Consider the following 26,799-nt stretch of genomic DNA (forward strand, 5'->3'; position numbering starts at 1 on the left):
AAATCTTCTTAATTAAGACAAATATTTTAAGATTCTAATCTCAACACCTACATATATCTAATGAAGATTTTAAGCATTTGAATAATTACTATTTTTTGATAAAATATTAAAGAGACAATATGCGCAAGCATAAAACGCATAAGATTGCTCAAACTCAGATAATTAATAAATATTTTAAGGAGAAAGTTATGAAAAGACGAATTACGGCAATGGCAATGGCATTTACTACTGGTTATGCTTTAGCCGCTACCCCTACACTAAACTGGAATATTCCTACTAATAAAGTAATAGAAAATATAACCTTTGGTATTACCATTAATCAGGCTGCTCCCGTTGATGAGTTTTATTTTTCAAATCAGTTCGGTTTCACAGGTGGTGGCGGGATTGGGTATACTGGTATTCAACCAACTAAAAACGCAAAAGATGGTTCTCGTCAGTTTATGGTGTTGTTTAGTAGTTTTCGTAAAGACACCATTGCCAGACATGCAAATTGTAAGGGTGGGGCTGATGGCGCTAGAAGTGGTGCCACTTGTCGTATGTATATACCAGGAGAGTTAGGAGATACCTTTGCGTTCCGAGTACAGAAAAATGGAAATTTGCTGATGGGAACTGTAACAAATCTAACTACAGGACGCCGAGATGTCATAGGACAGTGGGAAGTAAGTCCATCTGCGGGTAATTTGGCCAGTAAACAAATCTCATGGATCGAAAACTATAAAATGAATAATCCCTCCTTTCATTTGACGTGTGATAAAAAAGGTTGGCCTTACTATGAGGTTAAATTTTTGCCACCAACCGCCAACAACAACACCATTAAAGGTTCTATTTCTACATTGTCCAGAGGCTCAGCTGCATGTCCTGGGGCGATCACTTGGCAGCATGACGAAAGTGGAACCTTAGTTAAAGGTGGATATAAATAATTTATAAAACATAAGATAAAAGCACGCTGTCGGCGTGCTTTTATCTTTAATAAAATACTACTTATATAAAACATTTAACCAAAAGATTCCCGTATTATGTGAAAGGAATCGTGTCACTCAAACAAAAATCAACTTATGGCCATATTCTTGGCAAGCTAAAGCAAACTTCAATGCAGTCATAAAGACAAAAAATAAATCTTATTAGAACAGCGGTTTGGTAGATTGTATAAAAATAAGAGGAGGAAGTAGTTGACAGGGTGGATGTAGGGGCGTATAGTTCGCCTTCTTCGCTGAGACGCGAGCCGAAACGAACGAAACAGTTTAAAGTAGAACGCAGTCGAAAGCAACGCTCTTTAACAGAACAGATTACCGATAAGTGTGAGTGCGGATAAGCCTCACACTGATTCAGAGGGACAGGATAGTAATAAATCTTGTCAATAACTTTGAAGCAGACCAGTGATACTGAAGGGAACTTCAGGATTACAACAAGCTAAGATTAAACATAAGAGTTTGATCCTGGCTCAGATTGAACGCTGGCGGCATGCTTTACACATGCAAGTCGAACGGCAGCACGGAGAGCTTGCTCTCTGGTGGCGAGTGGCGAACGGGTGAGTAATGCATCGGAACGTACCGAGTAATGGGGGATAACTGTCCGAAAGGATGGCTAATACCGCATACGCCCTGAGGGGGAAAGCGGGGGATCTTAGGACCTCGCGTTATTTGAGCGGCCGATGTTGGATTAGCTAGTTGGTGGGGTAAAGGCCTACCAAGGCGACGATCCATAGCGGGTCTGAGAGGATGATCCGCCACATTGGGACTGAGACACGGCCCAAACTCCTACGGGAGGCAGCAGTGGGGAATTTTGGACAATGGGGGGAACCCTGATCCAGCCATGCCGCGTGTCTGAAGAAGGCCTTCGGGTTGTAAAGGACTTTTGTTAGGGAAGAAAAGCCGGGTGCTAATACCACCTGGTGCTGACGGTACCTAAAGAATAAGCACCGGCTAACTACGTGCCAGCAGCCGCGGTAATACGTAGGGTGCGAGCGTTAATCGGAATTACTGGGCGTAAAGCGAGCGCAGACGGTTAGATAAGTCAGATGTGAAATCCCCGAGCTCAACTTGGGACGTGCATTTGAAACTGTCTAACTAGAGTGTGTCAGAGGGAGGTAGAATTCCACGTGTAGCAGTGAAATGCGTAGAGATGTGGAGGAATACCGATGGCGAAGGCAGCCTCCTGGGATAACACTGACGTTCATGCTCGAAAGCGTGGGTAGCAAACAGGATTAGATACCCTGGTAGTCCACGCCCTAAACGATGACAATTAGCTGTTGGGGCACTAGATGTCTTAGTAGCGAAGCTAACGCGAGAAATTGTCCGCCTGGGGAGTACGGTCGCAAGATTAAAACTCAAAGGAATTGACGGGGACCCGCACAAGCGGTGGATGATGTGGATTAATTCGATGCAACGCGAAGAACCTTACCTGGTCTTGACATGTACGGAATCTCTTAGAGATAGGAGAGTGCCTTCGGGAACCGTAACACAGGTGCTGCATGGCTGTCGTCAGCTCGTGTCGTGAGATGTTGGGTTAAGTCCCGCAACGAGCGCAACCCTTGTCATTAGTTGCCATCATTAAGTTGGGCACTCTAATGAGACTGCCGGTGACAAACCGGAGGAAGGTGGGGATGACGTCAAGTCCTCATGGCCCTTATGACCAGGGCTTCACACGTCATACAATGGTCGGTACAGAGGGTAGCGAAGCCGCGAGGTGAAGCCAATCTCAGAAAGCCGATCGTAGTCCGGATTGCACTCTGCAACTCGAGTGCATGAAGTCGGAATCGCTAGTAATCGCAGGTCAGCATACTGCGGTGAATACGTTCCCGGGTCTTGTACACACCGCCCGTCACACCATGGGAGTGGGGGATACCAGAATTGGGTAGACTAACCGCAAGGGGGTCGCTTAACACGGTATGCTTCATGACTGGGGTGAAGTCGTAACAAGGTAGCCGTAGGGGAACCTGCGGCTGGATCACCTCCTTTCTAGAGAAAAGAAGAGGGTTATTCGCATTCACACTTATCGGTAAACTGAAAAGATGCGAGAAGAGACTGAATAAACTGGGTTTGTAGCTCAGCTGGTTAGAGCACACGCTTGATAAGCGTGGGGTCGGAGGTTCAAGTCCTCCCAGACCCACCACTTATTTAAGAAGAGAGGGGGCATAGCTCAGTTGGTAGAGCACCTGCTTTGCAAGCAGGGGGTCATCGGTTCGATCCCGTTTGCCTCCACCACACTTTACTTTGGAAATTAAATTGAGTTTATCTGGAAGCAGATGAAGCGGAAGCTGAATTTAATTTGCGAAGTAACGCATCGATCTTTAACAAATTGGAAAGCCGAAATCAACAAACAAAGATTGAGGCATGGAAGCAGAGTCTGGAGACGGATGAAGTGGAAGTGCTGAAAGAATTGGGTGATGATTGTATCGCTGAGCAACGAAGACAAAAGGCGTTGTTCAGACAACCAAGAAGTAAGCTTTATGAGAGTAGGGAGCTTAAGTCATGATTACAGGTCAACGGTAGTTGTGATGAAGTCAAGAGGTTCTTGAAATGATAGAGTCAAGTGAATAAGTGCATCAGGTGGATGCCTTGGCGATGATAGGCGAAGAAGGACGTGTAAGCCTGCGAAAAGCGTGGGGGAGCTGGCAATAGAGCTGTGATCCCGCGATATCCGAATGGGGAAACCCACCATGTAAAAGCATGGTATCCTAAACTGAATACATAGGTTTAGAGAAGCGAACCTGGAGAACTGAACCATCTAAGTACCCAGAGGAAAAGAAATCAACCGAGATTGCGCAAGTAGTGGCGAGCGAACGCGTAAGAGCCTGTATATGATAGTCACTGAGATAGAAGAACAAGCTGGGAAGCTTGGCCACAGAGGGTGATAGCCCCGTATTTGAAATTTCAGAGATGGTACTAAGTATACGAGAAGTAGGGCGGGACACGAGAAATCCTGTCTGAATATGGGGGGACCATCCTCCAAGGCTAAATACTCATCATCGACCGATAGTGAACCAGTACCGTGAGGGAAAGGCGAAAAGAACCCCGGGAGGGGAGTGAAACAGAACCTGAAACCTGATGCATACAAACAGTGGGAGCGGAGTAATCCGTGACTGCGTACCTTTTGTATAATGGGTCAACGACTTACATTCAGTAGCGAGCTTAACCGATTAGGGGAGGCGCAGGGAAACCGAGTCTTAATAGGGCGACGAGTTGCTGGGTGTAGACCCGAAACCGAGTGATCTATCCATGGCCAGGTTGAAGGTGCCGTAACAGGTACTGGAGGACCGAACCCACGCATGTTGCAAAATGCGGGGATGAGCTGTGGATAGGGGTGAAAGGCTAAACAAACTCGGAGATAGCTGGTTCTCCCCGAAAACTATTTAGGTAGTGCCTCGAGCAAGACACTGATGGGGGTAAAGCACTGTTATGGCTAGGGGGTCATTGCGACTTACCAACCCATGGCAAACTAAGAATACCATCAAGTGGTTCCTCGGGAGACAGACATCGGGTGCTAACGTCCGGTGTCAAGAGGGAAACAACCCAGACCGCCAGCTAAGGTCCCAAATGACAGATTAAGTGGTAAACGAAGTGGGAAGGCCGAGACAGCCAGGATGTTGGCTTAGAAGCAGCCATCATTTAAAGAAAGCGTAATAGCTCACTGGTCGAGTCGTCCTGCGCGGAAGATGTAACGGGGCTCAAATCTGTAACCGAAGCTGCGGATGTCAGGCAACTGACATGGTAGGGGAGCGTTCTGTAGGCCGAAGAAGGTGTGTTGAGAAGCATGCTGGAGGTATCAGAAGTGCGAATGTTGACATGAGTAGCGATAAACAGGGTGAAAAGCCCTGTCGCCGAAAACCCAAGGTTTCCTACGCAACGTTCATCGGCGTAGGGTGAGTCGGCCCCTAAGGCAAGGCAGAGATGCGTAGTCGATGGGAAACAGGTTAATATTCCTGTACTTGATTCAAATGCGATGTGGGGACGGAGAAGGTTAGGTCATCGATCTGTTGGAATAGATCGTTTAAGCCGGTAGGTGGAGCACTTAGGCAAATCCGGGTGCTTAACGCCGAGAAGTGATGACGAGTGTCTAAGGACACGAAGTGACTGATACCACGCTTCCAGGAAAAGCCACTAAGCTTCAGTTTGAATGAAACCGTACCGCAAACCGACACAGGTGGGTAGGATGAGAATTCTAAGGCGCTTGAGAGAACTCAGGAGAAGGAACTCGGCAAATTGATACCGTAACTTCGGGAGAAGGTATGCCTCTGATGGTGAAAGATTTACTCTGTAAGCTATTAGAGGTCGCAGAGAATAGGTGGCTGCGACTGTTTAATAAAAACACAGCACTCTGCAAACACGAAAGTGGACGTATAGGGTGTGACGCCTGCCCGGTGCTGGAAGGTTAATTGAAGATGTGCAAGCATCGGATCGAAGCCCCAGTAAACGGCGGCCGTAACTATAACGGTCCTAAGGTAGCGAAATTCCTTGTCGGGTAAGTTCCGACCCGCACGAATGGCGTAACGATGGCCACACTGTCTCCTCCTGAGACTCAGCGAAGTTGAAATGGTTGTGAAGATGCAATCTCCCCGCTGCTAGACGGAAAGACCCCGTGAACCTTTACTGTAGCTTTGCATTGGACTTTGAAGTCACTTGTGTAGGATAGGTGGGAGGCTAAGAAGCAGGAACGCTAGTTTCTGTGGAGCCGTCCTTGAAATACCACCCTGGTGACTTTGAGGTTCTAACCCGGATCCATTATCTGGATCGGGGACCGTGCATGGTAGGCAGTTTGACTGGGGCGGTCTCCTCCCAAAGAGTAACGGAGGAGTTCGAAGGTTACCTAGGTCCGGTCGGAAATCGGACTGATAGTACAATGGCACAAGGTAGCTTAACTGCGAGACCGACAAGTCGAGCAGGTGCGAAAGCAGGACATAGTGATCCGGTGGTTCTGAATGGAAGGGCCATCGCTCAACGGATAAAAGGTACTCCGGGGATAACAGGCTGATTCCGCCCAAGAGTTCATATCGACGGCGGAGTTTGGCACCTCGATGTCGGCTCATCACATCCTGGGGCTGTAGTCGGTCCCAAGGGTATGGCTGTTCGCCATTTAAAGTGGTACGTGAGCTGGGTTTAAAACGTCGTGAGACAGTTTGGTCCCTATCTGCAGTGGGCGTTGGAAGTTTGACGGGGGCTGCTCCTAGTACGAGAGGACCGGAGTGGACGAACCTCTGGTGTACCGGTTGTGACGCCAGTCGCATCGCCGGGTAGCTAAGTTCGGAAGAGATAAACGCTGAAAGCATCTAAGCGTGAAACTCGCCTGAAGATGAGACTTCCCTAGGGATTTAATCCCTCTAAAGAGACGTTCGAGACCAGGACGTTGATAGGTCGGGTGTGGAAGAGTGGTAACACTTGGAGCTAACCGATACTAATTGCTCGTGAGGCTTGACTCTATCATTTGAAGGACTTCGCACGCAGAAGATGTGCAAGGTAAATGATAAAGCTTACTGATGAGAATACAAGCATCACCAAGATTAAGGCTTTCTGATTTGACAGTTTAAAGTCTGGCGGCCATAGCGGGTTGGTCCCACGCCTTCCCATCCCGAACAGGACCGTGAAACGACCTAGCGCCGATGATAGTATGGATGCCCATGTGAAAGTAGGACACCGCCAGACACCCATTAAAAAGAACCCAGTAGATAGTCTACTGGGTTTTTTGCTTTGTGCTGAATGAGAAACTGGTTAAGACAAACCAGCGAACCCCTGCTGCCGTAGGGCTTCGTACACTACGATGGCCGCTGCGTTGGATAGATTCAATGAGCGGATATGGGAAGTCTGAGGGATACGCAGGCAGTGATCTGCTCTGGCCTGTGCGAACTCCTGCGGCAGGCCGGTCGTTTCGCGGCCGAAGAGGAAATAGATTGCTTGCCTGCTGTTGCTGTAGTCAAATTCTGTGTAGTTGCGCGTGCCGTACGTCTCGGTTAGATAATTTGATTTGAAATCATAAATATCTGAAACTAAGTATGATACAAAATATCTTAACAATAATTTTGACCAAAAGATTTATTAAATAATAAATTATTAAAAACTGAGCATTTCAAGAACTTAAGAATTTTTCATTGAAAATTGATATCGGTTGTATATTAAGAATTTTGACTAAAATACCCATCTTGTGGATAAAGCTTAAAACCTGAATCTTTTTCTTTCAATATTTCTCTTTCTGCTATAAGACAAGTATGATAAGTTTTCGAAAAAATGATATTCAGTTGAGTTTTAGCTTATTTTTACTGGGCAGCGATAGCAGGTGCAATTATTTTTCGTTTGTGAGAAATATTCGGTACACTTGGAGCTGTAATTGTAATAGGTTATACGATGATAGGTTTGATGATTGTAACCCATGAGACTGTGGGACAGGCAAATATGCAGTTAATTCAGCATATTTTTGGATCTGTACCTGAAAAAGTTTCATTAATCGGGGTACGTAGCAGCGATTTAATAGAAAATATACATAAAGAGGTGGTAGAGAAACTGGCCGCTTTGGATTATGGCCATGGTGTACTGATTTTGACAGATATATTTGGAGCTACGCCGTGCAATTTGGTACGCCGGCTGATTCAGCGAGAAGATGTTATTTTACTTACTGGTTTGAATGCTCCTATGTTAATCAAAGCACTGCAAAATTTTACTAAAGCAGAAGATGTGCATAAATTTGCTGATGATGTTAAAGCAGCTGCTATCGCCGGTATTATGACTATATCTAATCAGGATGAGCCCTAACATGATAAAAAAGGAAATTGAAATTGTTAATAAGCTAGGTTTGCATGCACGAGCTTCGAATAGATTTACTCAGGTGGCCAGTAGTTTTCAGTGTGAAGTGTGGGTAACACGGAAAAGCCGGCGAGTGAATGGTAAAAGTATTATGGGTCTGATGATGCTAGCTGCCGCGCAGGGTAGTGTTATTGAACTGGAAACAGATGGAGTAGATGAAAATCAGGCGATGCAGGCATTAGTTGAACTGATTAACAATTATTTTGGTGAAGACGAATAATGTGTATAGTGCTGCATGGTGTGGCAGTAGGAACCGGAGTAGCTATTGGACGGGCTCATTTAGTCGTACGTGGGATGGACGATGTCCCTCATCGCGATTTATCCATAGAAGAAATTCCAGCAGAAATTGCCCGCTATGAGCAGGCTATTAAAACGACACGCCGTCAGTTAGAACAGCTACGCACCGATATTCCTCAAAATGCACCTTCGGAACTAGGCGCGTTTATTTCTTTGCATCTGATGCTGCTTGGAGATGTCAGTCTGTCTCGAGAGCCTGTTGATATTATTAAAGAAAAGTGTATTAATGCTGAATGGGCTTTAAAGTTACAAACAGATAAGTTAGCTGAACAGTTTGATGCAATTGAAGATAATTATCTGCGCGCGCGTAAACAAGATATGTTGCAGGTGGTTGAGCGTATTTTTAAAAATCTGATTGGACTATCTACAGAAGTTGTAACTGAAGCCGAGGACTTTGAAGAAGATACGATTCTGGTTGCACATGATTTATCACCGGCAGATACCGTCTTTTTTAAAGACAGCCGTATTGCTGCTTTTGTTACAGATGCTGGTGGTCCAACTAGTCACACAGCTATTTTGGGGCGTAGTCTAGATATTCCATCAGTAATTGCGCTTGGATATGCCCGTGAGTTAATTAATGAAGATGAATTGATAATAGTTGACGGTTCTATGGGCGTAGTCATTATTGCGCCTGATGATGTTATTTTAAAAGAATATCGTCGGCGTTTACGCGAATTTCGTAGTCTAAAACGGCAATTAAATAAACTAAAAAATACGGCGGCAACAACCCTAGATGGCATCAATATAGAGCTTTTAGGCAATATTGAAAGTGTTAATGATATTAAATCATTAAATAATCTGGGTGTAGATGGTATCGGGCTGTACCGCAGTGAATTTTTTTACCTAAATCGGGATGCATTACCGACAGAAGAAGAGCTATATACAGAATATGCTGATGTGGTAAAAAGGCTGAAAGGTAAACCATTAACTATACGCACTATTGATTTGGGTGTTGATAAAAATCCGCGTTGGTTTGGACCCAGTCATACGATGAATCCAGCCCTAGGTCTGACTGGAATTCGATTATGTTTGGCAGAACCTGTGATGTTTCGTACTCAGATGAGGGCTATTATGAGAGCTGCTGTTCTCGGTCCTGTACGCATGATGTGGCCAATGATTTCGTCAGTCACTGAAATTCAACAATGCCTAACTCATCTGAATACTGCTAAACAGCAGTTAAATGACCGTTTTCAAAAGTTTGATGAAAAAATTCAGGTCGGCGCGATGATAGAAATACCATCAGCTGCTTTAACTGTGAATTCTATTCTGAAACTGATTGATTTTGTGTCTGTGGGTACCAATGATTTGATTCAGTATACATTGGCTGCTGATCGTAATGATGAAAGCGTTAGTTATTTATATCAGCCTGGTCATCCTGCAGTGCTTAAGCTGCTATTACATGTTATTCGTACTGCTGTGCGGTTAAATAAACCAGTGTCGATTTGCGGAGAAATGGCTGGAGATGCCCAGTATACGCGTCTGCTTATGGCGATGGGGTTACGTCGTTTTTCGATGAATGCGAATAACATTCTAGCAGTAAAAAATCAGATTATTCAAAGTGATTTGTTAATGCTAGAAAATGAGGTGCAGAAAATTCTGCGCAATGATGATCCTGATAAGGCATTAAAATTGCTTAAAAAATTTAATTCTTCACATGAATTGGCTGATTCTGTGGAATAAAACAAATTCTTTTGTTTGACTTAGCATAGATTAACTGCGTTTAATGCTCGGATTAATATAATTATTTTATCAATATTGTTGTTGCCTGACAGTCAGTATTGAGTAAGTAGTGTTTTCCCGCAAATTGTCCACCGATATTCTCTCCCTTGGTATCGGTGGTTTTTTTAGATAAATATATGCAATGTGAATATATTATTTAAATTGATTGATTACATAGTATGTTTTCAATATCGAAGAGTTGAAGGAATCTACTATCTTACTAAAGTAATTAATTGCAAGTTGGTGTCTGGAGTAAGCTGTTATAATAGCGGTCTATTTTTATACAATAAATTGATGATTCATGATGCAAGAACAATACTGTCCTGAGAAAATTGAACCCGCAGCGCAGGCACGCTGGCAGGAATACCGCTTATTTAACGCTGAAGATTTTAGTCCAAAACCCAAATATTATTGTCTGTCGATGTTCCCTTATCCTTCTGGTAAGTTACATATGGGACATGTGCGTAACTACACAATTGGTGATGTATTGAGCCGTTATCGTCTGCTTAATGGTTTTAATGTTATGCAGCCGATGGGGTGGGATGCATTTGGCTTGCCGGCTGAAAATGCAGCAATGAAGCATCAAGTGGCGCCCGCACAATGGACGTATGACAATATTGCTTATATGAAAAAACAGTTGCAAAGTCTGGGCTTTGCGATTGACTGGGGTCGAGAAATTGCGACATGTACGCCAGAGTATTATCGCTGGGAACAATGGCTGTTTGTGCGTTTGTTTCAAAAAGGCATTATTTATAAGAAAAATGGTACGGTTAACTGGGATCCGGTAGATCAGACTGTATTGGCTAATGAACAAGTAGTAGATGGGCGTGGTTGGCGTTCTGGTGCGATTGTGGAAAAACGCGAAATCCCGATGTATTACTTTAAAATTACGGATTATGCTGAAGAGCTGCTCAATGGGCTGGATACACTGGAGCATTGGCCTGAGCAGGTTAAAACCATGCAGCGCAATTGGATTGGAAAGTCGCGTGGTATGCAGGTTCGGTTTGCGCTAGCTGATGACAGTAAGGCCGGTTTGAGCGGTGATTATGCTGACTATGTGCAGGTCTACACTACACGTCCAGATACGCTGATGGGTGCAACTTACATTGCGGTAGCAGCAGAACATCCTCTAGCCACTGCAGCAGCTATTGATAATCCAGATTTACAGCAGTTTATTGCTGAGTGTAAGGCTGGTTCAGTTGCAGAAGCTGATATGGCTACGATGGAAAAGAAAGGTATGCCGACAGGTCGGTTTGCTGTTAATCCTCTGAACGGTGATGTACTGCCGGTGTGGGTAGCTAATTATGTGCTATGGGGTTACGGTGATGGTGCTGTGATGGCAGTTCCGGCTCATGATGAGCGTGATTTTGAATTTGCCACTAAGTATCGCTTGCCGATTAAGCAGGTAATTGCTTCTACTCAGGCTGATGATGAATTCAATACGCAAGCTTGGCAGGAATGGTATGGCAGTAAGGAGCAGACGCAATGTATTAACAGTGGTGAATTGGACGGCTTAGATTTTCAGGCAGCGTTTGAACGTATAGGTGAAATTTTGCAGGCGAAAAATGCTGGTGCACCGAAAACGCAATACCGTCTGCGCGACTGGGGTATTTCTCGCCAGCGTTACTGGGGCTGTCCGATTCCGGTTATTCATTGTGATGATTGTGGTGATGTTACGGTGCCGGAAGATCAGCTGCCTGTAGTATTACCAGAAAATGTTGTCCCTGATGGTGCTGGATCACCTTTGACCAGAATGCCGGAATTTTATGAAACCAATTGTCCGTGCTGTGGAAAGCCTGCTCGCCGCGAGACCGATACAATGGATACGTTTGTTGAATCCAGCTGGTATGCGATACGCTATGCTTCGCCGCAATGTGATACGGCTATGGTGGATAAAGAGGCTGCTAATTACTGGTTGAATGCTGACCAGTATATTGGTGGGATTGAACATGCAATTTTGCACTTGTTATATGCGCGCTTCTTTACTAAATTAATGCGTGATGAAGGGTTGTTAAATGTAGATGAACCATTTGAACGTCTGCTTACTCAGGGTATGGTAGTTTGTGAAACCTATTACCGTGAGGGTGCGAATGGTAGTAAAGAATGGATTGCACCACAAGATGTGGACTTAAAGCGTGATGATAAGGGTAGACCACTGGAGGCAACTTTAAAAGCAGATGGCAAACCTGTTTGTATTGGCGGCATTGAGAAAATGTCTAAATCTAAAAATAACGGTGTCGATCCCCAAGAGCTGATCGACCGTTATGGAGCAGATACAGCGCGTTTGTTTATGATGTTTGCTGCACCACCAGAACAATCGCTGGAATGGTCTGATGCTGGTGTAGATGGTGCACACCGCTTCCTACGGCGTTTATGGCGTACGGTGTATGAGTACTTGCAGCAAGGTACCAGTGTAAAGGCATTTTCAGGTAGTCAGGATGGGTTGTCCGCTGAACTGAAAGCATTGCGTCTAAAATTACACACCACGATAGCCAAGGTAACCGATGACTATGGCCGTCGCCAGCAGTTCAATACTGCTATTGCTGCAGTGATGGAACTGCTTAATCAATATGATCGTACCGATTGCAGTTCAGAGCTAGGACGTACAGTAGCTCAAGAGGTGTTGGAATCCGTGTTGCGCCTGCTGTGGCCGATTGTGCCTCATGTATGTGAAATATTGTGGAATGAGGTGTCTACGCAGAAAACGCTGTGGGAAGCAGCATGGCCGCGTGTGGATGAAGCTGCACTGGTACAAGACGAAATAACCTTAATGGTGCAGGTAAATGGTAAGCTGCGTGGACAGATTACCGTTGCAGCTGATATCAGTAATGATGCAGCACAGGCCGCGGCATTGGCTGAGCCATCTGTACAGCGTTTTGTTGAAGGAAGAACGCCGAAAAAAGTAATTGTTGTGCCAAAACGTTTGGTTAATATCGTCGTCTGAATTTTGCAAGGGCTAAAAAAAAGACATGTTTTAACATGTCTTTTTTGTTTATATTTGTCTGATTTGAGTATGAACAGTCAGTAATCAGATTATCCGTGTTCTTTAAAACTTATGGCAGGGTGTAGGCAATTAATGTATCACCCATTTTTGTACCAAATGAACCATGACCTCCGGCCATTTGTACAACGTATTGTTTGCCATTAACAGCATAGGTCATAGGTGTTGCTTGACCACCTGCTGGTAAGCGTGCCTGCCATAATAATTGACCATTACTAGTGTCGAAGGCACGTAGATAATCATCTTGTGTGGCACTGACAAACATTACATTACCTGCAGTAGATATTGAACCGCCAAGCCCTGGTACACCGATTTTCATCGGAGGCAGTTCAAACAGTTTCGGTAGGCTATCGCGTATTGTTCCGATACGTTTTTTCCAGACTACTTTATTAGTTTGTAAATCTACGCCGCTAACAAATCCCCAGGCTGGTTGTTTGCAGGGTAAGCCAATCGGAGATAGGAAAGGATTGATTTCTACTCCATAAGGTACCCCATACATGGGTTGCATACCGTTTTCTGTGCCTGCACCTTGTTCTTGCTGTGCTCTGTTTGGATTGGTTGGTATCAGGCGAGAAATGAAAGGTAGTCCAATCGGATTCATTAGTGCAATCTGACGATCTTGATTCACAGATATACCACCCCATTCAAACACACCTAGATTTCCGGGAAATACAAGAGTGCCATTTTCAGAAGGTGGCGTATAAATGCCATCATAATTTAGACGTTTAAATTGAATTCGGCAGACAAGCTGATCGAACATGGTTGCACCCCACATATCCTTATCTGTGAGTTTGCCCTGTGGTGTCAGGCTTAGTGTTGAGAATGGCTGAGTTGCTGCATAGTGCTCGCCTTTAGTTGGATTGCCACGTTTTAAGGTTTGCGGTACTGATTTTTCTGTAATAGGAACAATGGGTTGTCCAGTTTCACGATTAAGCACAAAAATATTACCAGTTTTAGTCAAAATATAAATGGCTGGTACTCGTTTTCCTGAAGGTAGTGTTACATCCATTAATGATGGTTGAGCTGGCACATCCATATCCCATAAATCGTGATGAGTGGTCTGAAAATGCCAAATAAGTTTTCCGGTGGAGGCATTTAGTGCCACGATGGAATTAGCATATCGTTCTTTGAGTTTATCTCGATTGCCTCCCCAGATATCTGGTGTACCTACCCCAGTAGGTACATAAACAATATTCCTTTGCTGGTCATAGGCTAGAGGTGCCCAAGCATTGGGAGAATTATGCACAAAAGTAGTATTTTCACCCGGCATGGCATTCGGATTTTGTGCACCAGTATCAAATATCCATTTCAGATGGCCATTGTTGGCATCATAACCACGGATGACACCAGAGGGCTCTTTTGTGGAGAGATTATCAGTAACAGACCCACCAATGATAATAGTGCTGGGTGTCACTACCGGCGGTGAAGTAGGATTGTAGCCACCTAAATATGCGTAAGGCATTTTAGCTTGAAGGTTGATTTCGCCGTTATTGCCAAAGTCCTGACATTTTTGTCCATTGTCGGCATTAACTGCAATTAAACGTCCATCATTAACCGGCAAAAGGACTTTTCGTAGACATAAAGTAGAAGGAGTGGTTTCATTTTGCTTAGCTTTGGTCGCGTCGTAATAGCTGACACCACGGCAAGTTAGATGTTGAAAGGTTTTATTGCTGCGTAACTTTGGATCAAAACGCCAAAGCCTTTTACCTGTTGTGGCATCGAGGGCATCCAGAAACTGATGTGGTGTACAAATGAATAGTTTGTTACCGATTTTAATTGGTGTCAGCTCATTAGTTGTTTCCGCTGAGTCGTTATTAGTTTTGAAATCACCGGTGTGATAGGTCCAGGCTACTTTAAGCTGATTAACGTTATTGGTATTGATTTGAGTTAAAGGGGAATAGCGTGTACCGCCTTGTGTACGGCCATAGGCGGGCCAGTCTTCTGCTGCTACGCCATTTGGGTCTACTGCAGGTGCTGGCTGGGCGCGCGAAATGGTTCCGTTGATTTCCTGTGGGTCATGATTAATGCTGTAAAGCATGATACCCAGAATAACTATCAATCCAATGGCAATGGCGGCTTGGCCACTGCGTTTTGTAGTTAATTGGCGTGTTGGCCATGGTAACAGTAGCCACAGACCTAGTATAAACAGAATGTCAAAACGTGGTGCCAATGCCCAAAAGTCTGTACCGGATTCCGATAATCCCCAATCAAGTGTGGCAATGAGGATTATCGCGAACCACCACAGGCTATTGCTGCAATTACGCTGATATAGAACGGTGAACAAACCAAGTGCGATTGCTAGGATTGCATAATAAGCGGAACCGCCCAGACTAATTAACCAAATTCCTCCTATAAGCAGATAAAGAGTAGCTAGCCATAATATGATCGATGTGATGATTTTGGCGACGAAACGCTTTGATTTATGTGTGTTCATTATGCCTCTGTATGTTGTTTTAATAAAATTCTTATGGTTAATAAAAGTCATTATAGTCAGCAATAATAATTATGCAAATGACTATCTATATGAATATTAAATAATTAATATTCAAGATTTTATATACTATTCATCTAAAAATTATTGTCTTAGCGATTCAAAAGCTAATTTAGCAGATTTATTGATAATAAATTATATTATTGACGATGGTGTATAAAAGTTAATTCTTTTTTCAAAAATCTGGTTGATAATGATTCAGAACAGATTCTTTCAGTAGTATTAATTATCTCTAGGGCGCAACAATAATATTTTCTTATGTGAACATTCTTGATTTTGTTTTTATCTGATGTCATCGCACAGTTTCGATACGAATAGATGTAGTTTTGTTAATATAATTATTTCAAAAATTCAAAGTTTTTGATAAAAATGGTTGGTTAATGCTGAAGCTATCTGGTTGGCTTAATTCACTATTAATTATTTTTTAAATAAGCTGTAAATTATTAGATTGATAAATTATTTAATAAATGAACTTTTCTTAAGATAAAAAATTCTTCCGTATATTCTTTGCTTTTTATTGAAAAGTTTGAAATTAATATATTTTCTATTGCTGATGGCATATAAATATATTACTGGCGCAAGCTTAGCAATAAATCACGGAATACATTTGGATCCTTGATGAAGGTGATTTCGCCAACTTGCGGAAAATGATAATCAAGCAAGCGTGAAACCCAGAAACGGATACATGCTGCCCGTTGTGCAATCGGGAAATAATCTTTTTCATCAGTGGTTAGTGTTCGTATGCTTTCATATCCACGGAAAAAAGCTTGCTGGAGATTCTGATCAAGATGATTGTCTGCTCGTCGAGCCCAATCGTTTACTGCAATAGCAAGGTCGTACATGAAGTTGCCATTACATGCATAATAGAAATCAATAAATCCGGCTACCTGCTCCCCGTCCAACAAAACATTATCACGGAACAGATCGGCATGGATAATACCTTCTGGTAAATCCGCACGATTATGAGTATCAAAAAAAGCAATTTCTTCTAGCAATAGATGCTTATCTTCTGCATTTAGAAAAGGTAACAGCCGATTGCTGGCTTCGTGCCACCAGCTTATGTAGCGTGGATTAGGCATTGTTTGAGGAAATTCAGTTCCGGCCAAATGCATTTTCGCCAGCATGGCTCCTGTATGGAAGCATTGCTGCTCAGAAGGGCTGCTGGTGTCTTTGCCAGACAAGCAAGTAACTAAACAGGCTGGCTTGCTTGCAAGCGTACTATCCAACCGGCCGTCTATTCGGGCAATGGGGGTAGGACAAGCTACATCATGAGCACTGAGATGCTGGGTAAGATCCAGAAAAAAAGGCAGTTCAGCTTGGGTCATGGCTTCAAATACTGTTAATACATAACGTCCCCGTGTGGTGGTAACGAAGTAATTACTGTTGGTTACCCCTTGAGCGATACCTTGCAAACCAATAAATCGACCCAAGTGATAATCGCGCAGAAAAGTGCGCATTTCATCATCGCTGACACTGGTATAAACAGACATAGATATCACCAATCAAACAGGATATAGACATTATTAAAAGCTGAAACAGAAAATAGAATTGATTTCAGCAAAACGTGTGCATGATAACAAAAAAAACTTGTATTCAGTCAGCAAAACAGGACTAATACAGCGGTTATTATGCTTTTAACATATAATAAAAAGGAATAAATGAATGCATAAGGGCTATTTCACAAGCTGAGAAGATTTACGTATCCTTGATAAGCACTATGTATTAAACGCTGGCTGAAGGTTTGCCAGTTCAGGAGTATAAAATGAATTTATCCGTGCTTGCGAACACGATAGTGTTCGCATTGTTATTATGGGTGCTTGGTCGAACGCAGTTTATCAAATGGAGTCTTTCCAGAAAAGTATTGCTGGGTATGATTCTGGGTATTTTATTCGGACTGGGGCTACAGCTTGTATACGGCACAGCCAGTCCAGCTGTTGATGCATCATTGCAGTGGATTAATGTAATTGGTAATGGTTATGTTCAGCTTTTACAGATGGTAGTGATGCCGCTAGTATTTGCTTCTATTCTGAGTGCGGTAGCGCGTTTACATAATGCCACACAGCTGGGCAAAATCAGCCTGATGACGATAGGTGTATTGTTGCTGACTACGGCTATTGCGGCCCTGATAGGAACTCTTCTTACCAGCTTGTTTGGATTGACTGCAAACGGCTTGATTCAGGGTGAGGCTGAAACTGCACGTTATATTGCAATTCAAACAAATTATGTTGGAAAGGTAGCCGATTTAACCGTACCACAACTGCTTCTTTCATTTATTCCGAAAAATCCCTTTGCTGATTTAACTGGAGCAAATCCAACTTCTATTATCAGTGTTGTGATTTTTGCTGCATTTTTAGGTATAGCGGCATTGAAACTTTTGAAAGATGATGCCGCTAAAGGTGAAAGGGTATTGCTGGCTATAGATACGTTGCAAAGTTGGATTATGAAGCTGGTTCGGATCGTCATGTTATTAACTCCCTGTGGCGTGCTGGCGTTAATGACAAAAGTAGTGGCCGCTTCCAATTTACAAGATATCATCAAGCTTGGGGCTTTTGTACTGGTGTCTTATTTGGGATTGGCATTAATGTTTATGGTACATGGTTTGTTGCTAGGGGTTTCTGGTATCAATCCAATAAAATATCTACAGAAGGTTTGGCCGGTGCTGACATTTGCCTTTACTAGCCGCTCCAGTGCTGCTTCTATTCCACTAAATGTCGAGGCACAGACACAACGCCTAGGTGTGCCAAAGTCGATTGCTGGTTTCGCTGCTTCTTTTGGTGCAACCATCGGGCAGAATGGCTGTGCTGGCTTGTATCCGGCCATGCTGGCTACTATGGTTGCACCAACAGTAGGAATTAATCCGCTTGACCCTTGGTGGATAGCCTCCCTAGTTGGAATAGTAACCATCAGCTCAGTTGGGGTAGCAGGGGTGGGGGGTGGTGCGACTTTTGCTGCTTTGATTGTATTACCGGCAATGGGCTTGCCGATTACATTAGTTGCGTTACTAATTTCGGTGGAACCTTTAATTGATATGGGTCGCACGGCATTGAATGTTAGTGGCGCCATGACCGCCGGTACTTTAACCAGCCAGTGGCTACACCAAACGGATCAAGCCATACTAAATAGTAGCGAACATGATGAGCTTACACCATAATCGTTTTGAGTGAACTAAAACTACTTTGAATTTCAGCCAGTCTTTTAATACGGACTGGCTGAATTTATATTGATGCTCTCGCAATGATCTGAACAGATTGCGATTATGAATGCACTCAGAAAAAAACAGGGTAATTAAATATAAACCACCCTGTTATGAATACAGGACAAGTAAATATTATCCAACTTGCTACTGTATATTTATCTGCTGTGTAGAACAATTTGCAACATGCGCCGGATGGGTTCTGCGGCACCCCATAAAAGCTGGTCACCAACGGTAAATGCACTAATGTAATCACCGCCCATACCCATTTTGCGAATACGTCCGACAGGTACAGTTAATGTGCCGGTAACAGCCGCAGGTGTCAGCTCGTGCATGGAGGCATTTTTTTCATTCGGCACGACTTTTACCCAGTCATTAGCTGACGCCAAAATACGTTCAATTTCAGAGACCGGTAAATCCTGTTTCAGTTTTATAGTTAGCGCCTGACTGTGGCAACGCATGGCACCCACACGTACACACAATCCATCAATCACCAGTGGTTGGGTACTACGACCTAAAATCTTATTGGTTTCTACGGCACCTTTCCACTCTTCCTTTGACTGGCCATTACCCAGATCAGCATCAATCCAAGGAATCAGGCTTCCGGCCAACGGTACGCCAAATTGTGTCTGCGGATAAGCATCGCTGCGCAGAAAATCGGCTACTTTGCGGTCGATGGACAGAATAGCACTGGCCGGATCGGCCAGCTCGGTACTAACCTGTGATTCAATTGCACCCATGGCACTGATCAGCTCGCGCATATTTTGAGCACCAGCTCCGGAAGCTGCCTGATAGGTCATGCTGGTAGCCCATTCTACTAAATCTTGCTCAAACAGACCGCCAAGAGCCATCAACATCAGTGATACCGTACAATTACCACCTACAAAATCTTTGATTCCACTAGATAATGCAGTATCAATTACAGCACGGTTGACCGGGTCAAGTACGATAACGGCTTTATCACTCATACGCAGGGTAGAGGCAGCATCAATCCAGAAACCCTGCCAGCCTTGTTCACGCAATGGCTGATGCACAGCTTTTGTATAATCACCACCTTGACAGGTAACAATAATATCCATTTGTGCCAGTGCTTCCAGATTATGCGCGTCCAGCAAAGTTTTAGCTGTCTGACCAAAATCCGGCGCTGCCGCACCTGCAGCCGACGTCGTGAAAAAATACGCATCAGCAATGTTCTGAAAATCATTTTCTTCCTGCATGCGCTGCATCAATACCGAACCCACCATGCCGCGCCAGCCAACAAAACCTACTTTCACCGGGTGCTCCTTAAGTCACTTTAAATGAATCAAAATCTCTGTTACCAGAAGTCGTTCACTCTTATAACCATATTCGTGACTATTTGTAAACTGTTAATTTTTGTTTGAATTGTATTTGATGCTGAATAGCACGTTTTGGCAGATTGGTGCCATCCGTTTGAGCTCAATTCTGGCCGTATAGAATCGGTAGCCATTCCGGTGTACACTTTCGCCTTTGTTTTTAGTTGGTGCAATCGATGAATTTACTGCGTACTCTGGCCAAAGTCAGCAGCATGACCATGTTGTCACGTGTGCTAGGTTTCATCCGCGACACCATAATAGCCCGCAGCTTTGGTGCGGGCATGGCAACAGATGCATTTTTTGTGGCGTTTAAACTCCCCAATCTGTTGCGCCGTATTTTTGCCGAAGGCGCATTTTCACAGGCCTTTGTGCCGATACTGGCTGAGTACCGCGAGACGCGTTCACCAGAAGCAACGCGGGCTTTTGTGCAGCATGTGGCCGGATTGCTGTCGTTTGTGCTAATAATCGTGACAGCCATCGGGATTCTGGCTGCGCCGGTGGTAATTTATATTTCTGCGCCTGGTTTTCAACAAGATGCCGATAAGTTTGCACTTTCTGTCCAGCTATTGCGGATCACATTCCCATATATATTTTTGATTTCGTTGTCTTCACTGGTTGGCAGCGTACTCAATACCTATCATCAGTTCAGTGTGCCGGCTTTTACCCCCACATTTTTGAATATCTCCTTTATTGTATTTGCTTTATGGTTGGCACCATATTTTCATCCGCCGGTACTGGCTCTGGCATGGGCAGTATTTGTGGGAGGATTGTTGCAGCTGTTGTATCAATTGCCATATTTATTTAGGCTGGGTTTTCTGGCCATGCCTAAGCTAAAACTTAGGGACAAGGCCGTAAACCGTGTTTTAAAGCAAATGGCACCGGCCATTCTTGGTGTATCAGTGGCGCAGATATCTTTAGTGATTAACACCATCTTTGCTTCCTATCTGCAATCGGGTTCAGTATCGTGGATGTATTACGCCGATCGCCTAATGGAGTTGCCGACGGGTGTACTGGGCGTAGCACTGGGAACAATTCTACTGCCCACGCTGTCTAAGCATTCTGCCACTAATGACATTGCCAGTTTTTCCGCTTTACTCGACTGGGGGTTGCGTCTATGTATGCTGCTCACTTTGCCGGCAGCTGTGGGTATGGCGGTTTTGTCCTTTCCATTGGTAGCGACGCTGTTTATGTACCGAGAGTTCAATGAATATGATGCACTGATGACACAAGGCGCATTGGTGGCCTATTCTGTTGGTCTAATTGGCCTGATTTTGATAAAGGTATTGGCACCAGGTTTTTATGCGCGTCAAAACATAAAAACGCCAGTCAAAATCGCGATTTTCACCTTATGCATGACGCAGTTAATGAATCTTCTGTTTGTGTGGAAACTGCATCATGTTGGTCTGGCTCTGGCCATCAGCTTAGGTGCCTGTATCAATGCTGGGCTGTTGTATATCCTTTTACGACGACAGAAACTGTATACACCCACAGCAGGATGGATGCGTTTTCTGCTGCGGCTGGTAATGGCATTGATCATTATGGGAAGCGGTCTGTGGCTCTTGCAGCATTATTTGCCATTTAATTGGCATAGTAGCGGACTGATAAAAGTAGGTCAGCTAAGTGGCTTGATAGCGGCCGGAATTGTCTTGTACTTCGGTGCTCTTTTCGCATTGGGTTTCCGGATACGTGATTTCCGGCGTGCCGAAGCAGAATAAATAGCTCAGTATTTTAGCTTTCTTGATGAGTAAAGTAAGCGTATTACTTGCGTTCAAATTCTTTCAATTCTTCGGCAATAAAATATTTAACCAAATCAGAGTACAGAGTTTTGATTACCTCTCCGTTTAGACCTTGCTCTTCTGCCCAGTGCTGGCGTTTTTCAAGCATGCTTTTAAAACGTTCACTGGCTTGAACATCGGCAGTATTTTTTTTAAATTTACTGGCTGCTTTGACATAACCGAAACGGATGGACAATAACTGAATGATCGCATAATCAATGTTATCAATTTCGCTACGGATTTCATTCATATTGCTGCAATCATCTGGCAGACGGTGTGGAGTATATGGCATATTTGTAAGTTATTTATTTATCAAGAAATTATATTTTAGGCTAGTAAAGATGTTATATATAGTTAAAAACGTTAAGCTTAACAAATGAAAAATATCGACTAAAAGAATTTAATTCAAGTTAAACAGCGGGGCGTACTCTCAACCCTCTTAATTATGTTATTAGAATTATCTAAAAGTGATATTTATAGCGCAAAATTGTAACTAACAGGGATTAATAAAAAATTTTATAATTGATATTCAGTTTTCTCTAGCAGAAAAAAATATAGAAAATTAACAAGTAATTGTTCGAAGATATTAATGATAACAATTATCATTATATTATTGAAAACATTATTTTTTTATTTCTGTTTAATGTAATACGTACTTTTAATAACGTTCGAAATTAGTTACAATACATCAATTTTACCAATATTTGCATAAGGTCGGCGCAATTATGTTGGCGAATTATTTCCCCATCTTAATATTTGTTCTGGTTGGCTTTGCTGCCGGAGTTCTTTTTATTTCTCTGGGTCTGTTACTGGGACCAAATCGCCCGTATAAAATGAAGCAGGAACCGTTTGAGTGCGGTTTCGAAGCGTTTGAAAACGCACGTATGAAATTTGATGTGCGCTACTATCTGGTGGCCATTTTATTCATCCTCTTTGATCTGGAAGTGGCCTTTATGGTGCCGTGGGCCGTGGTGTTTAAAGAGCTTGGTGCCTATGGCTTCTGGTCGATGATGTTGTTTTTGCTGATTTTGGTTATCGGCTTTGTTTATGAATGGAAAAAAGGCGCTCTGGAATGGGAATAGAAGGCGTTTTAAAAAAAGGTTTTGTCACAACTACTGCCGATACCGTACTTAACTACGTGCGTACCGGTTCATTGTGGCCGGCTACTTTTGGGCTGGCCTGTTGTGCTGTAGAGATGATGCAGGCCGGTGCTGCCCGTTATGACCTAGACCGCTTCGGCATTATTTTCCGTCCGTCGCCGCGCCAGTCTGACCTTATGATTGTGGCCGGTACCTTATGTAACAAAATGGCGCCTGCCTTGCGCCGAGTTTATGACCAGATGGCAGAGCCACGCTGGGTATTGTCAATGGGTTCCTGCGCCAATGGTGGCGGTTATTACCATTATTCCTATTCGGTAGTGCGCGGCTGCGACCGTATTGTGCCGGTCGATGTGTATGTACCTGGCTGCCCGCCTACAGCAGAAGCACTGGTTTATGGTCTGTTGCAATTGCAGCTGAAAATAAAGCGTACCGCCACCATAGCGCGGGTCTGAAAGTGAGGAAAATATGGCAGATATAGCAATACTGAAGGCCGTGTGTGAAACCACTTTCGGCGATAAAGTACGTTACTGTCTGGATCGCGGTGAGCTGACGCTGGATTGCGCCGCCGCAGATTATCACCAACTGATGCAAACCCTGCGAGACCACCAAGAACTTAAATTCGAAACTCTGATTGATTTATGTGGTGTGGATTATCAGAGCTACAAAAATGAACCATGGGAAGGCAAACGTTTTGCCGTTGTGAGCCATTTACTGTCAATCAACAATAACTGGCGCGTTCGCGTGCGTGTATGGGTAGAGGCGGAAGATTTTCCTACGGTTGATTCTGTTGTGGACATTTATAACGGTGCCAACTGGTATGAACGCGAAGCGTTTGATATGTTCGGCATCCTGTTTAACAATCATCCCGACTTACGCCGAATTTTGACTGACTATGGCTTTGTCGGTCACCCATTTCGTAAAGATTTTCCGGTTTCCGGCTATGTGGAAATGCGCTATGACGAGGCCGAAGGCCGCGTGATTTATCAGCCGGTAACGATTGAACCGCGTGAAGTCACGCCGCGCGTGGTGAGAGAGGAGCAGTACGGTGTCTAAATTACGCAATTACACCATTAATTTCGGGCCGCAGCATCCGGCTGCACATGGCGTGTTGCGCCTGATTCTGGAAATGGATGGTGAAAATATCGTTCGTGCCGATCCACATATCGGGCTATTACACCGTGGTACGGAAAAATTAGCTGAATCACGTACCTATCTTCAGGCATTGCCGTACATGGATCGTCTGGATTATGTATCCATGATGTGTAATGAACAGGCCTACTGCTTGTCTGTTGAACGTCTGCTGAATATTGATGTACCCATTCGCGCTCAATATATTCGCGTGATGTTTGCCGAAATTACTCGAATCCTCAACCATCTCATGGGTATCGGTTCGCATGCACTGGATATCGGGGCCATGACTGTGTTTCTGTATGCATTCCGCGAACGTGAAGACCTGATGGATATTTACGAGGCGGTATCCGGTGCACGTATGCATGCTGCTTATTTCCGTCCAGGCGGCGTTTACCGTGATCTGCCGGATTTCATGCCTAAGTACGAATCCAGCAAATACCGTAATGCCAAGGTATTGCAAAAACTCAACGCTAGCCGTGAAGGCACCTTGCTAGACTTCATTGAAGACTTTACTAATCGGTTCCCTGCCTGCGTGGATGAATATGAAAATCTCCTTACAGATAATCGTATCTGGAAACAGCGTACTGTCGGGATTGGTGTGGTTTCACCAGAGCGAGCCATGCAGAAAGGTTTTACCGGCGTGATGCTCCGTGGCTCCGGTATAGAGTGGGATATTCGTAAGAAACAGCCTTATGATGCCTATGCCGCCATGGATTTCGATATTCCGGTCGGCATCAATGGTGACTGCTACGACCGCTATCTGTGTCGCATTCATGAAATGCGGCAAGCTAACCGCATTATCCGCCAGTGTGTTGACTGGCTCAGAACCAATCCTGGGCCGGTGATTACGGATGATCATACCGTGGCGCCGCCACATCGTACCGCTATGAAAGACGGGATGGAAGAATTGATTCACCACTTCAAGCTGTTTACCGAAGGGATGCATGTGCCGGAGGGTGAAGTTTATGTGCCCACTGAGCATCCGAAAGGGGAGTTTGGTGTGTATCTGATTTCAGATGGTGCCAACAAACCTTATCGCATGAAAATCCGTGCACCGGGCTTTGCCCATTTACAAGGTATGGATGAAATGGCACGCGGCCATATGCTTGCAGACGTGGTCGCCATTATTGGTACTCAGGATATTGTATTTGGGGAGGTGGATAGATAATGTTGTCCGCTGAGAGTTTAAAACAGATTGATACAGAACTGGCCAAATATCCGGCCGACCAGCGTCGCAGTGCCATTATGTCAGCCCTGCGCATCGCACAGACAGAAAAGGGCTGGTTACAGCCAGAAACCATCGAGGAAGTAGCAGACTACATAGGTATCCCACCGGCACAAGCATTGGAAGTGGCTACTTTTTACAATATGTATAACCTCCAGCCGGTAGGTAAATATAAACTCACCGTATGTACCAATCTTCCCTGTGCGTTGCGTGGTGGTGTCAATGCCGGTGAATATCTGCAAAAGCGCCTTGGTATTCGCTATGGCGAAACCACTGCTGACGGCAAATACACACTTTTAGAAGGCGAATGCATGGGTGCCTGTGGTGATGCGCCGGTGCTGTTAGTGAACAATCATAAAATGTGTAGCTTTATGAGCGAAGAAGCCATCGAAGCGAAACTGGCGGAGTTGAACTGATGGCAATGTACCAAAATGGCGTAATTTTCAATCAGGTTGATACAACTGATCCGGAATGCTGGACGCTGGAAGCCTATTTAGCCCGCGGCGGCTATCAAGCACTGAAAAAAATCATTCATGACAAAATACCGCAGGACGATGTGATAGCCGAGCTGAAAACATCCGGCCTGCGTGGACGTGGCGGCGCCGGCTTTCCGACTGGACTGAAATGGAGCTTCATGCCGCGTTCGTTTCCAGGTACCAAATACATCGTCTGCAATACCGATGAAGGTGAGCCCGGTACATTTAAAGACCGGGATATCATTGATTACAATCCTCATGCCCTGATTGAAGGCATGATTATTGGTGGTTATGCGATGGGTGCGGCTACCGGCTATAACTATATTCACGGCGAAATCTTCGAAAGCTATCTGCGCTTTGAAACTGCTTTACAGCAGGCACGGGATGCTGGTTTCCTCGGGCAAAATATTCTGGGCAGTGATTTCAGCTTTGAGTTACATGCCCATCATGGCTATGGTGCTTATATTTGCGGCGAAGAAACCGCTCTGCTGGAGTCACTGGAAGGCAAAAAAGGTCAGCCGCGCTTCAAACCACCATTTCCGGCTTCCTATGGTCTATATGGCAAGCCCACTACTGTCAATAACACAGAAACGTTCTCTTCGGTGCCGTTTATTATTCGCGATGGTGGCCAGCAATTTGCGGATAAGGGTATTCCAAATAATGGCGGAACCAAGCTATTTTCAGTTTCCGGCCATGTAGAACGCCCCGGTAACTACGAAATACCGCTGGGCACACCGTTTAGAGACTTACTCGATATGTGCGGTGGCATGCGCAATGGCAAAAAGCTGAAAGCAGTGATTCCAGGTGGCTCCTCCGCACCGGTCCTGCCGGCTGATGTCATGATGGAAATTACGATGGATTATGACGCCATTGCCAAAGCTGGTTCTATGCTTGGATCCGGTGCAGTGATTGTCATGGATGAAGATGTCTGTATGGTTAAAGCATTGGAGCGGCTAAGTTACTTCTATTTTGAAGAATCATGCGGCCAGTGTACCCCATGTCGTGAAGGTACAGGATGGCTGTATCGCATTATCCACCGTATTACCTCGGGTAAAGGACGGCCGGAGGATTTAGATTTGCTGGAATCACTCGGTAATAATATTTCGGGGCGTACAATCTGCGCGTTGGCGGATGCGGCGGTGATGCCGATTCAGGGCTTTATGAAGCATTTCCGCCCCGAGTTTGAGCACTACATCGAACACGGCAAACCCATGAAAGAACATCGCTGGTGCTAAGGCACTATCTGCTTAGTTAGGATTGCGAACCT

At 44.4% G+C, this 26,799-nt stretch carries 18 protein-coding genes, 2 tRNA genes and 3 rRNA genes; 18 read left to right on the plus strand and 5 right to left on the minus strand.

Annotated features, from left to right (window positions below; translation table 11 throughout):
* The first annotated feature begins 119 nt into the window (after positions 1-119).
* The 6 genes from ABU615_RS07075 to rrf all read left to right on the plus strand — a co-directional run bounded on the left by ABU615_RS07075 (position 120) and on the right by rrf (position 6,638).
* Entirely contained in the window at positions 120-920 is an 801-nt protein-coding gene (locus ABU615_RS07075) for a hypothetical protein (protein WP_370388743.1), read from the plus strand.
* A gap of 498 nt (positions 921-1,418) precedes the next feature.
* A 16S ribosomal RNA gene (locus tag ABU615_RS07080) occupies positions 1,419-2,957 on the plus strand.
* 77 nt (positions 2,958-3,034) lie between these two features.
* Positions 3,035-3,111, plus strand: a tRNA-Ile gene (locus ABU615_RS07085).
* A 16-nt stretch (positions 3,112-3,127) separates the two neighbouring features.
* Positions 3,128-3,203: transfer RNA gene (locus tag ABU615_RS07090), tRNA-Ala, on the plus strand.
* Positions 3,204-3,525: 322 nt separating this feature from the next.
* Positions 3,526-6,415, plus strand: a 23S ribosomal RNA gene (locus ABU615_RS07095).
* 110 nt (positions 6,416-6,525) lie between these two features.
* Positions 6,526-6,638: ribosomal RNA gene (gene rrf, locus ABU615_RS07100) — 5S ribosomal RNA — on the plus strand.
* The 16S, 23S and 5S rRNA genes sit together here with 2 tRNA genes alongside, the layout of an rRNA operon.
* A gap of 66 nt (positions 6,639-6,704) precedes the next feature.
* On the opposite strand, the gene ABU615_RS07105 is transcribed toward rrf, so the two are convergent.
* Positions 6,705-7,007: a tRNA (cytidine(34)-2'-O)-methyltransferase gene (locus ABU615_RS07105; RefSeq protein WP_367490120.1), complete on the minus strand. Its 303-nt coding sequence runs from the start codon at positions 7,005-7,007 to the stop codon at positions 6,705-6,707.
* 339 nt (positions 7,008-7,346) lie between these two features.
* Between ABU615_RS07105 and ABU615_RS07110 the strand changes: the two genes are divergently transcribed.
* The 4 genes from ABU615_RS07110 (at position 7,347) to leuS (ending at position 12,750) form a co-directional block, all read left to right on the plus strand.
* Entirely contained in the window at positions 7,347-7,739 is a 393-nt protein-coding gene (locus ABU615_RS07110) for a PTS sugar transporter subunit IIA (protein ID WP_180296789.1), read from the plus strand.
* Position 7,740: 1 nt separating this feature from the next.
* Positions 7,741-8,010, plus strand: coding sequence for an HPr family phosphocarrier protein (locus ABU615_RS07115; RefSeq protein ID WP_100141455.1), 270 nt, complete (start codon positions 7,741-7,743; stop codon positions 8,008-8,010).
* Positions 8,010-9,767 carry a phosphoenolpyruvate--protein phosphotransferase gene (gene ptsP, locus ABU615_RS07120; RefSeq protein ID WP_100141454.1) on the plus strand — a complete coding sequence of 586 codons (1,758 nt, stop codon included), beginning with the start codon at positions 8,010-8,012 and terminating at the stop codon, positions 9,765-9,767. Before ABU615_RS07115 ends, ptsP begins: the two co-directional genes overlap by 1 nt.
* Before the next feature lie 343 nt (positions 9,768-10,110).
* A complete protein-coding gene (gene leuS / locus ABU615_RS07125; RefSeq protein ID WP_370388744.1) occupies positions 10,111-12,750 on the plus strand; it encodes a leucine--tRNA ligase in 2,640 nt (879 codons plus the stop codon).
* 109 nt (positions 12,751-12,859) lie between these two features.
* Here leuS and ABU615_RS07130 read toward each other — a convergent pair whose 3' ends face one another.
* The gene (locus ABU615_RS07130) at positions 12,860-15,241 is read right to left on the minus strand and encodes a glucose/quinate/shikimate family membrane-bound PQQ-dependent dehydrogenase (RefSeq protein ID WP_370388745.1); all 2,382 of its coding nucleotides are present in this window, start codon (positions 15,239-15,241) and stop codon (positions 12,860-12,862) included.
* Between the two features lie 626 nt (positions 15,242-15,867).
* Positions 15,868-16,788 carry a homoserine kinase gene (gene thrB, locus ABU615_RS07135; RefSeq protein WP_370388746.1) on the minus strand — a complete coding sequence of 307 codons (921 nt, stop codon included), beginning with the start codon at positions 16,786-16,788 and terminating at the stop codon, positions 15,868-15,870.
* A gap of 272 nt (positions 16,789-17,060) precedes the next feature.
* Between thrB and ABU615_RS07140 the strand changes: the two genes are divergently transcribed.
* The gene (locus ABU615_RS07140; protein WP_370388747.1) at positions 17,061-18,449 is read left to right on the plus strand and encodes an L-cystine transporter; all 1,389 of its coding nucleotides are present in this window, start codon (positions 17,061-17,063) and stop codon (positions 18,447-18,449) included.
* Positions 18,450-18,649: 200 nt separating this feature from the next.
* On the opposite strand, the gene asd is transcribed toward ABU615_RS07140, so the two are convergent.
* Complete coding sequence (gene asd, locus ABU615_RS07145) at positions 18,650-19,765, minus strand: aspartate-semialdehyde dehydrogenase (RefSeq protein ID WP_370388748.1); 1,116 nt, start codon at positions 19,763-19,765, stop codon at positions 18,650-18,652.
* Positions 19,766-20,001: 236 nt separating this feature from the next.
* Between asd and murJ the strand changes: the two genes are divergently transcribed.
* Positions 20,002-21,540, plus strand: a complete 1,539-nt coding sequence (gene murJ, locus ABU615_RS07150) for a murein biosynthesis integral membrane protein MurJ (protein ID WP_370388749.1) — start codon at positions 20,002-20,004, stop codon at positions 21,538-21,540.
* A 43-nt stretch (positions 21,541-21,583) separates the two neighbouring features.
* Here murJ and ABU615_RS07155 read toward each other — a convergent pair whose 3' ends face one another.
* A complete protein-coding gene (locus ABU615_RS07155; protein WP_218965379.1) occupies positions 21,584-21,850 on the minus strand; it encodes a chorismate mutase in 267 nt (88 codons plus the stop codon).
* Between the two features lie 475 nt (positions 21,851-22,325).
* On the opposite strand from ABU615_RS07155, the gene ABU615_RS07160 reads away from it, so the two are divergent.
* Genes ABU615_RS07160 through nuoF form a run of 6 tightly spaced genes read left to right on the plus strand, consistent with a single transcriptional unit; the run spans position 22,326 to position 26,767 of the window.
* A complete protein-coding gene (locus ABU615_RS07160; protein ID WP_367490082.1) occupies positions 22,326-22,682 on the plus strand; it encodes an NADH-quinone oxidoreductase subunit A in 357 nt (118 codons plus the stop codon).
* Positions 22,673-23,152 carry an NADH-quinone oxidoreductase subunit B family protein gene (locus ABU615_RS07165; RefSeq protein WP_037407271.1) on the plus strand — a complete coding sequence of 160 codons (480 nt, stop codon included), beginning with the start codon at positions 22,673-22,675 and terminating at the stop codon, positions 23,150-23,152. Before ABU615_RS07160 ends, ABU615_RS07165 begins: the two co-directional genes overlap by 10 nt.
* A 13-nt stretch (positions 23,153-23,165) precedes the next feature.
* Entirely contained in the window at positions 23,166-23,753 is a 588-nt protein-coding gene (locus ABU615_RS07170) for an NADH-quinone oxidoreductase subunit C (protein ID WP_367490080.1), read from the plus strand.
* Positions 23,746-24,999 carry an NADH-quinone oxidoreductase subunit D gene (locus ABU615_RS07175; protein WP_100151420.1) on the plus strand — a complete coding sequence of 418 codons (1,254 nt, stop codon included), beginning with the start codon at positions 23,746-23,748 and terminating at the stop codon, positions 24,997-24,999. The genes ABU615_RS07170 and ABU615_RS07175 overlap by 8 nt, the downstream gene beginning before the upstream one ends.
* Complete coding sequence (nuoE, locus tag ABU615_RS07180; protein WP_100141445.1) at positions 24,999-25,472, plus strand: NADH-quinone oxidoreductase subunit NuoE; 474 nt, start codon at positions 24,999-25,001, stop codon at positions 25,470-25,472. Before ABU615_RS07175 ends, nuoE begins: the two co-directional genes overlap by 1 nt.
* The gene (nuoF, locus tag ABU615_RS07185) at positions 25,472-26,767 is read left to right on the plus strand and encodes an NADH-quinone oxidoreductase subunit NuoF (protein ID WP_267392088.1); all 1,296 of its coding nucleotides are present in this window, start codon (positions 25,472-25,474) and stop codon (positions 26,765-26,767) included. Before nuoE ends, nuoF begins: the two co-directional genes overlap by 1 nt.
* The last annotated feature ends 32 nt before the right edge of the window (positions 26,768-26,799 follow it).

The organism is Snodgrassella alvi, assembly GCF_040741455.2.
GTDB lineage: Bacteria > Pseudomonadota > Gammaproteobacteria > Burkholderiales > Neisseriaceae > Snodgrassella > Snodgrassella alvi_E.

Coding starts and splice junctions, on each gene's coding strand:
- ABU615_RS07155 (WP_218965379.1), bottom strand. CDS start 21,850: ATGAATGAAATCCGTAGCGAAATTGATAACATTGATTATGCGATCATT.
- ABU615_RS07170 (WP_367490080.1), top strand. CDS start 23,166: ATGGCAGATATAGCAATACTGAAGGCCGTGTGTGAAACCACTTTCGGC.
- ABU615_RS07130 (WP_370388745.1), bottom strand. CDS start 15,241: ATGAACACACATAAATCAAAGCGTTTCGTCGCCAAAATCATCACATCG.
- murJ (WP_370388749.1), top strand. CDS start 20,002: ATGAATTTACTGCGTACTCTGGCCAAAGTCAGCAGCATGACCATGTTG.
- ABU615_RS07165 (WP_037407271.1), top strand. CDS start 22,673: ATGGGAATAGAAGGCGTTTTAAAAAAAGGTTTTGTCACAACTACTGCC.
- ptsP (WP_100141454.1), top strand. CDS start 8,010: ATGTGTATAGTGCTGCATGGTGTGGCAGTAGGAACCGGAGTAGCTATT.
- leuS (WP_370388744.1), top strand. CDS start 10,111: ATGCAAGAACAATACTGTCCTGAGAAAATTGAACCCGCAGCGCAGGCA.
- ABU615_RS07075 (WP_370388743.1), top strand. CDS start 120: ATGCGCAAGCATAAAACGCATAAGATTGCTCAAACTCAGATAATTAAT.
- ABU615_RS07160 (WP_367490082.1), top strand. CDS start 22,326: ATGTTGGCGAATTATTTCCCCATCTTAATATTTGTTCTGGTTGGCTTT.
- ABU615_RS07115 (WP_100141455.1), top strand. CDS start 7,741: ATGATAAAAAAGGAAATTGAAATTGTTAATAAGCTAGGTTTGCATGCA.
- ABU615_RS07140 (WP_370388747.1), top strand. CDS start 17,061: ATGAATTTATCCGTGCTTGCGAACACGATAGTGTTCGCATTGTTATTA.
- nuoF (WP_267392088.1), top strand. CDS start 25,472: ATGGCAATGTACCAAAATGGCGTAATTTTCAATCAGGTTGATACAACT.
- ABU615_RS07110 (WP_180296789.1), top strand. CDS start 7,347: ATGATTGTAACCCATGAGACTGTGGGACAGGCAAATATGCAGTTAATT.
- nuoE (WP_100141445.1), top strand. CDS start 24,999: ATGTTGTCCGCTGAGAGTTTAAAACAGATTGATACAGAACTGGCCAAA.
- thrB (WP_370388746.1), bottom strand. CDS start 16,788: ATGTCTGTTTATACCAGTGTCAGCGATGATGAAATGCGCACTTTTCTG.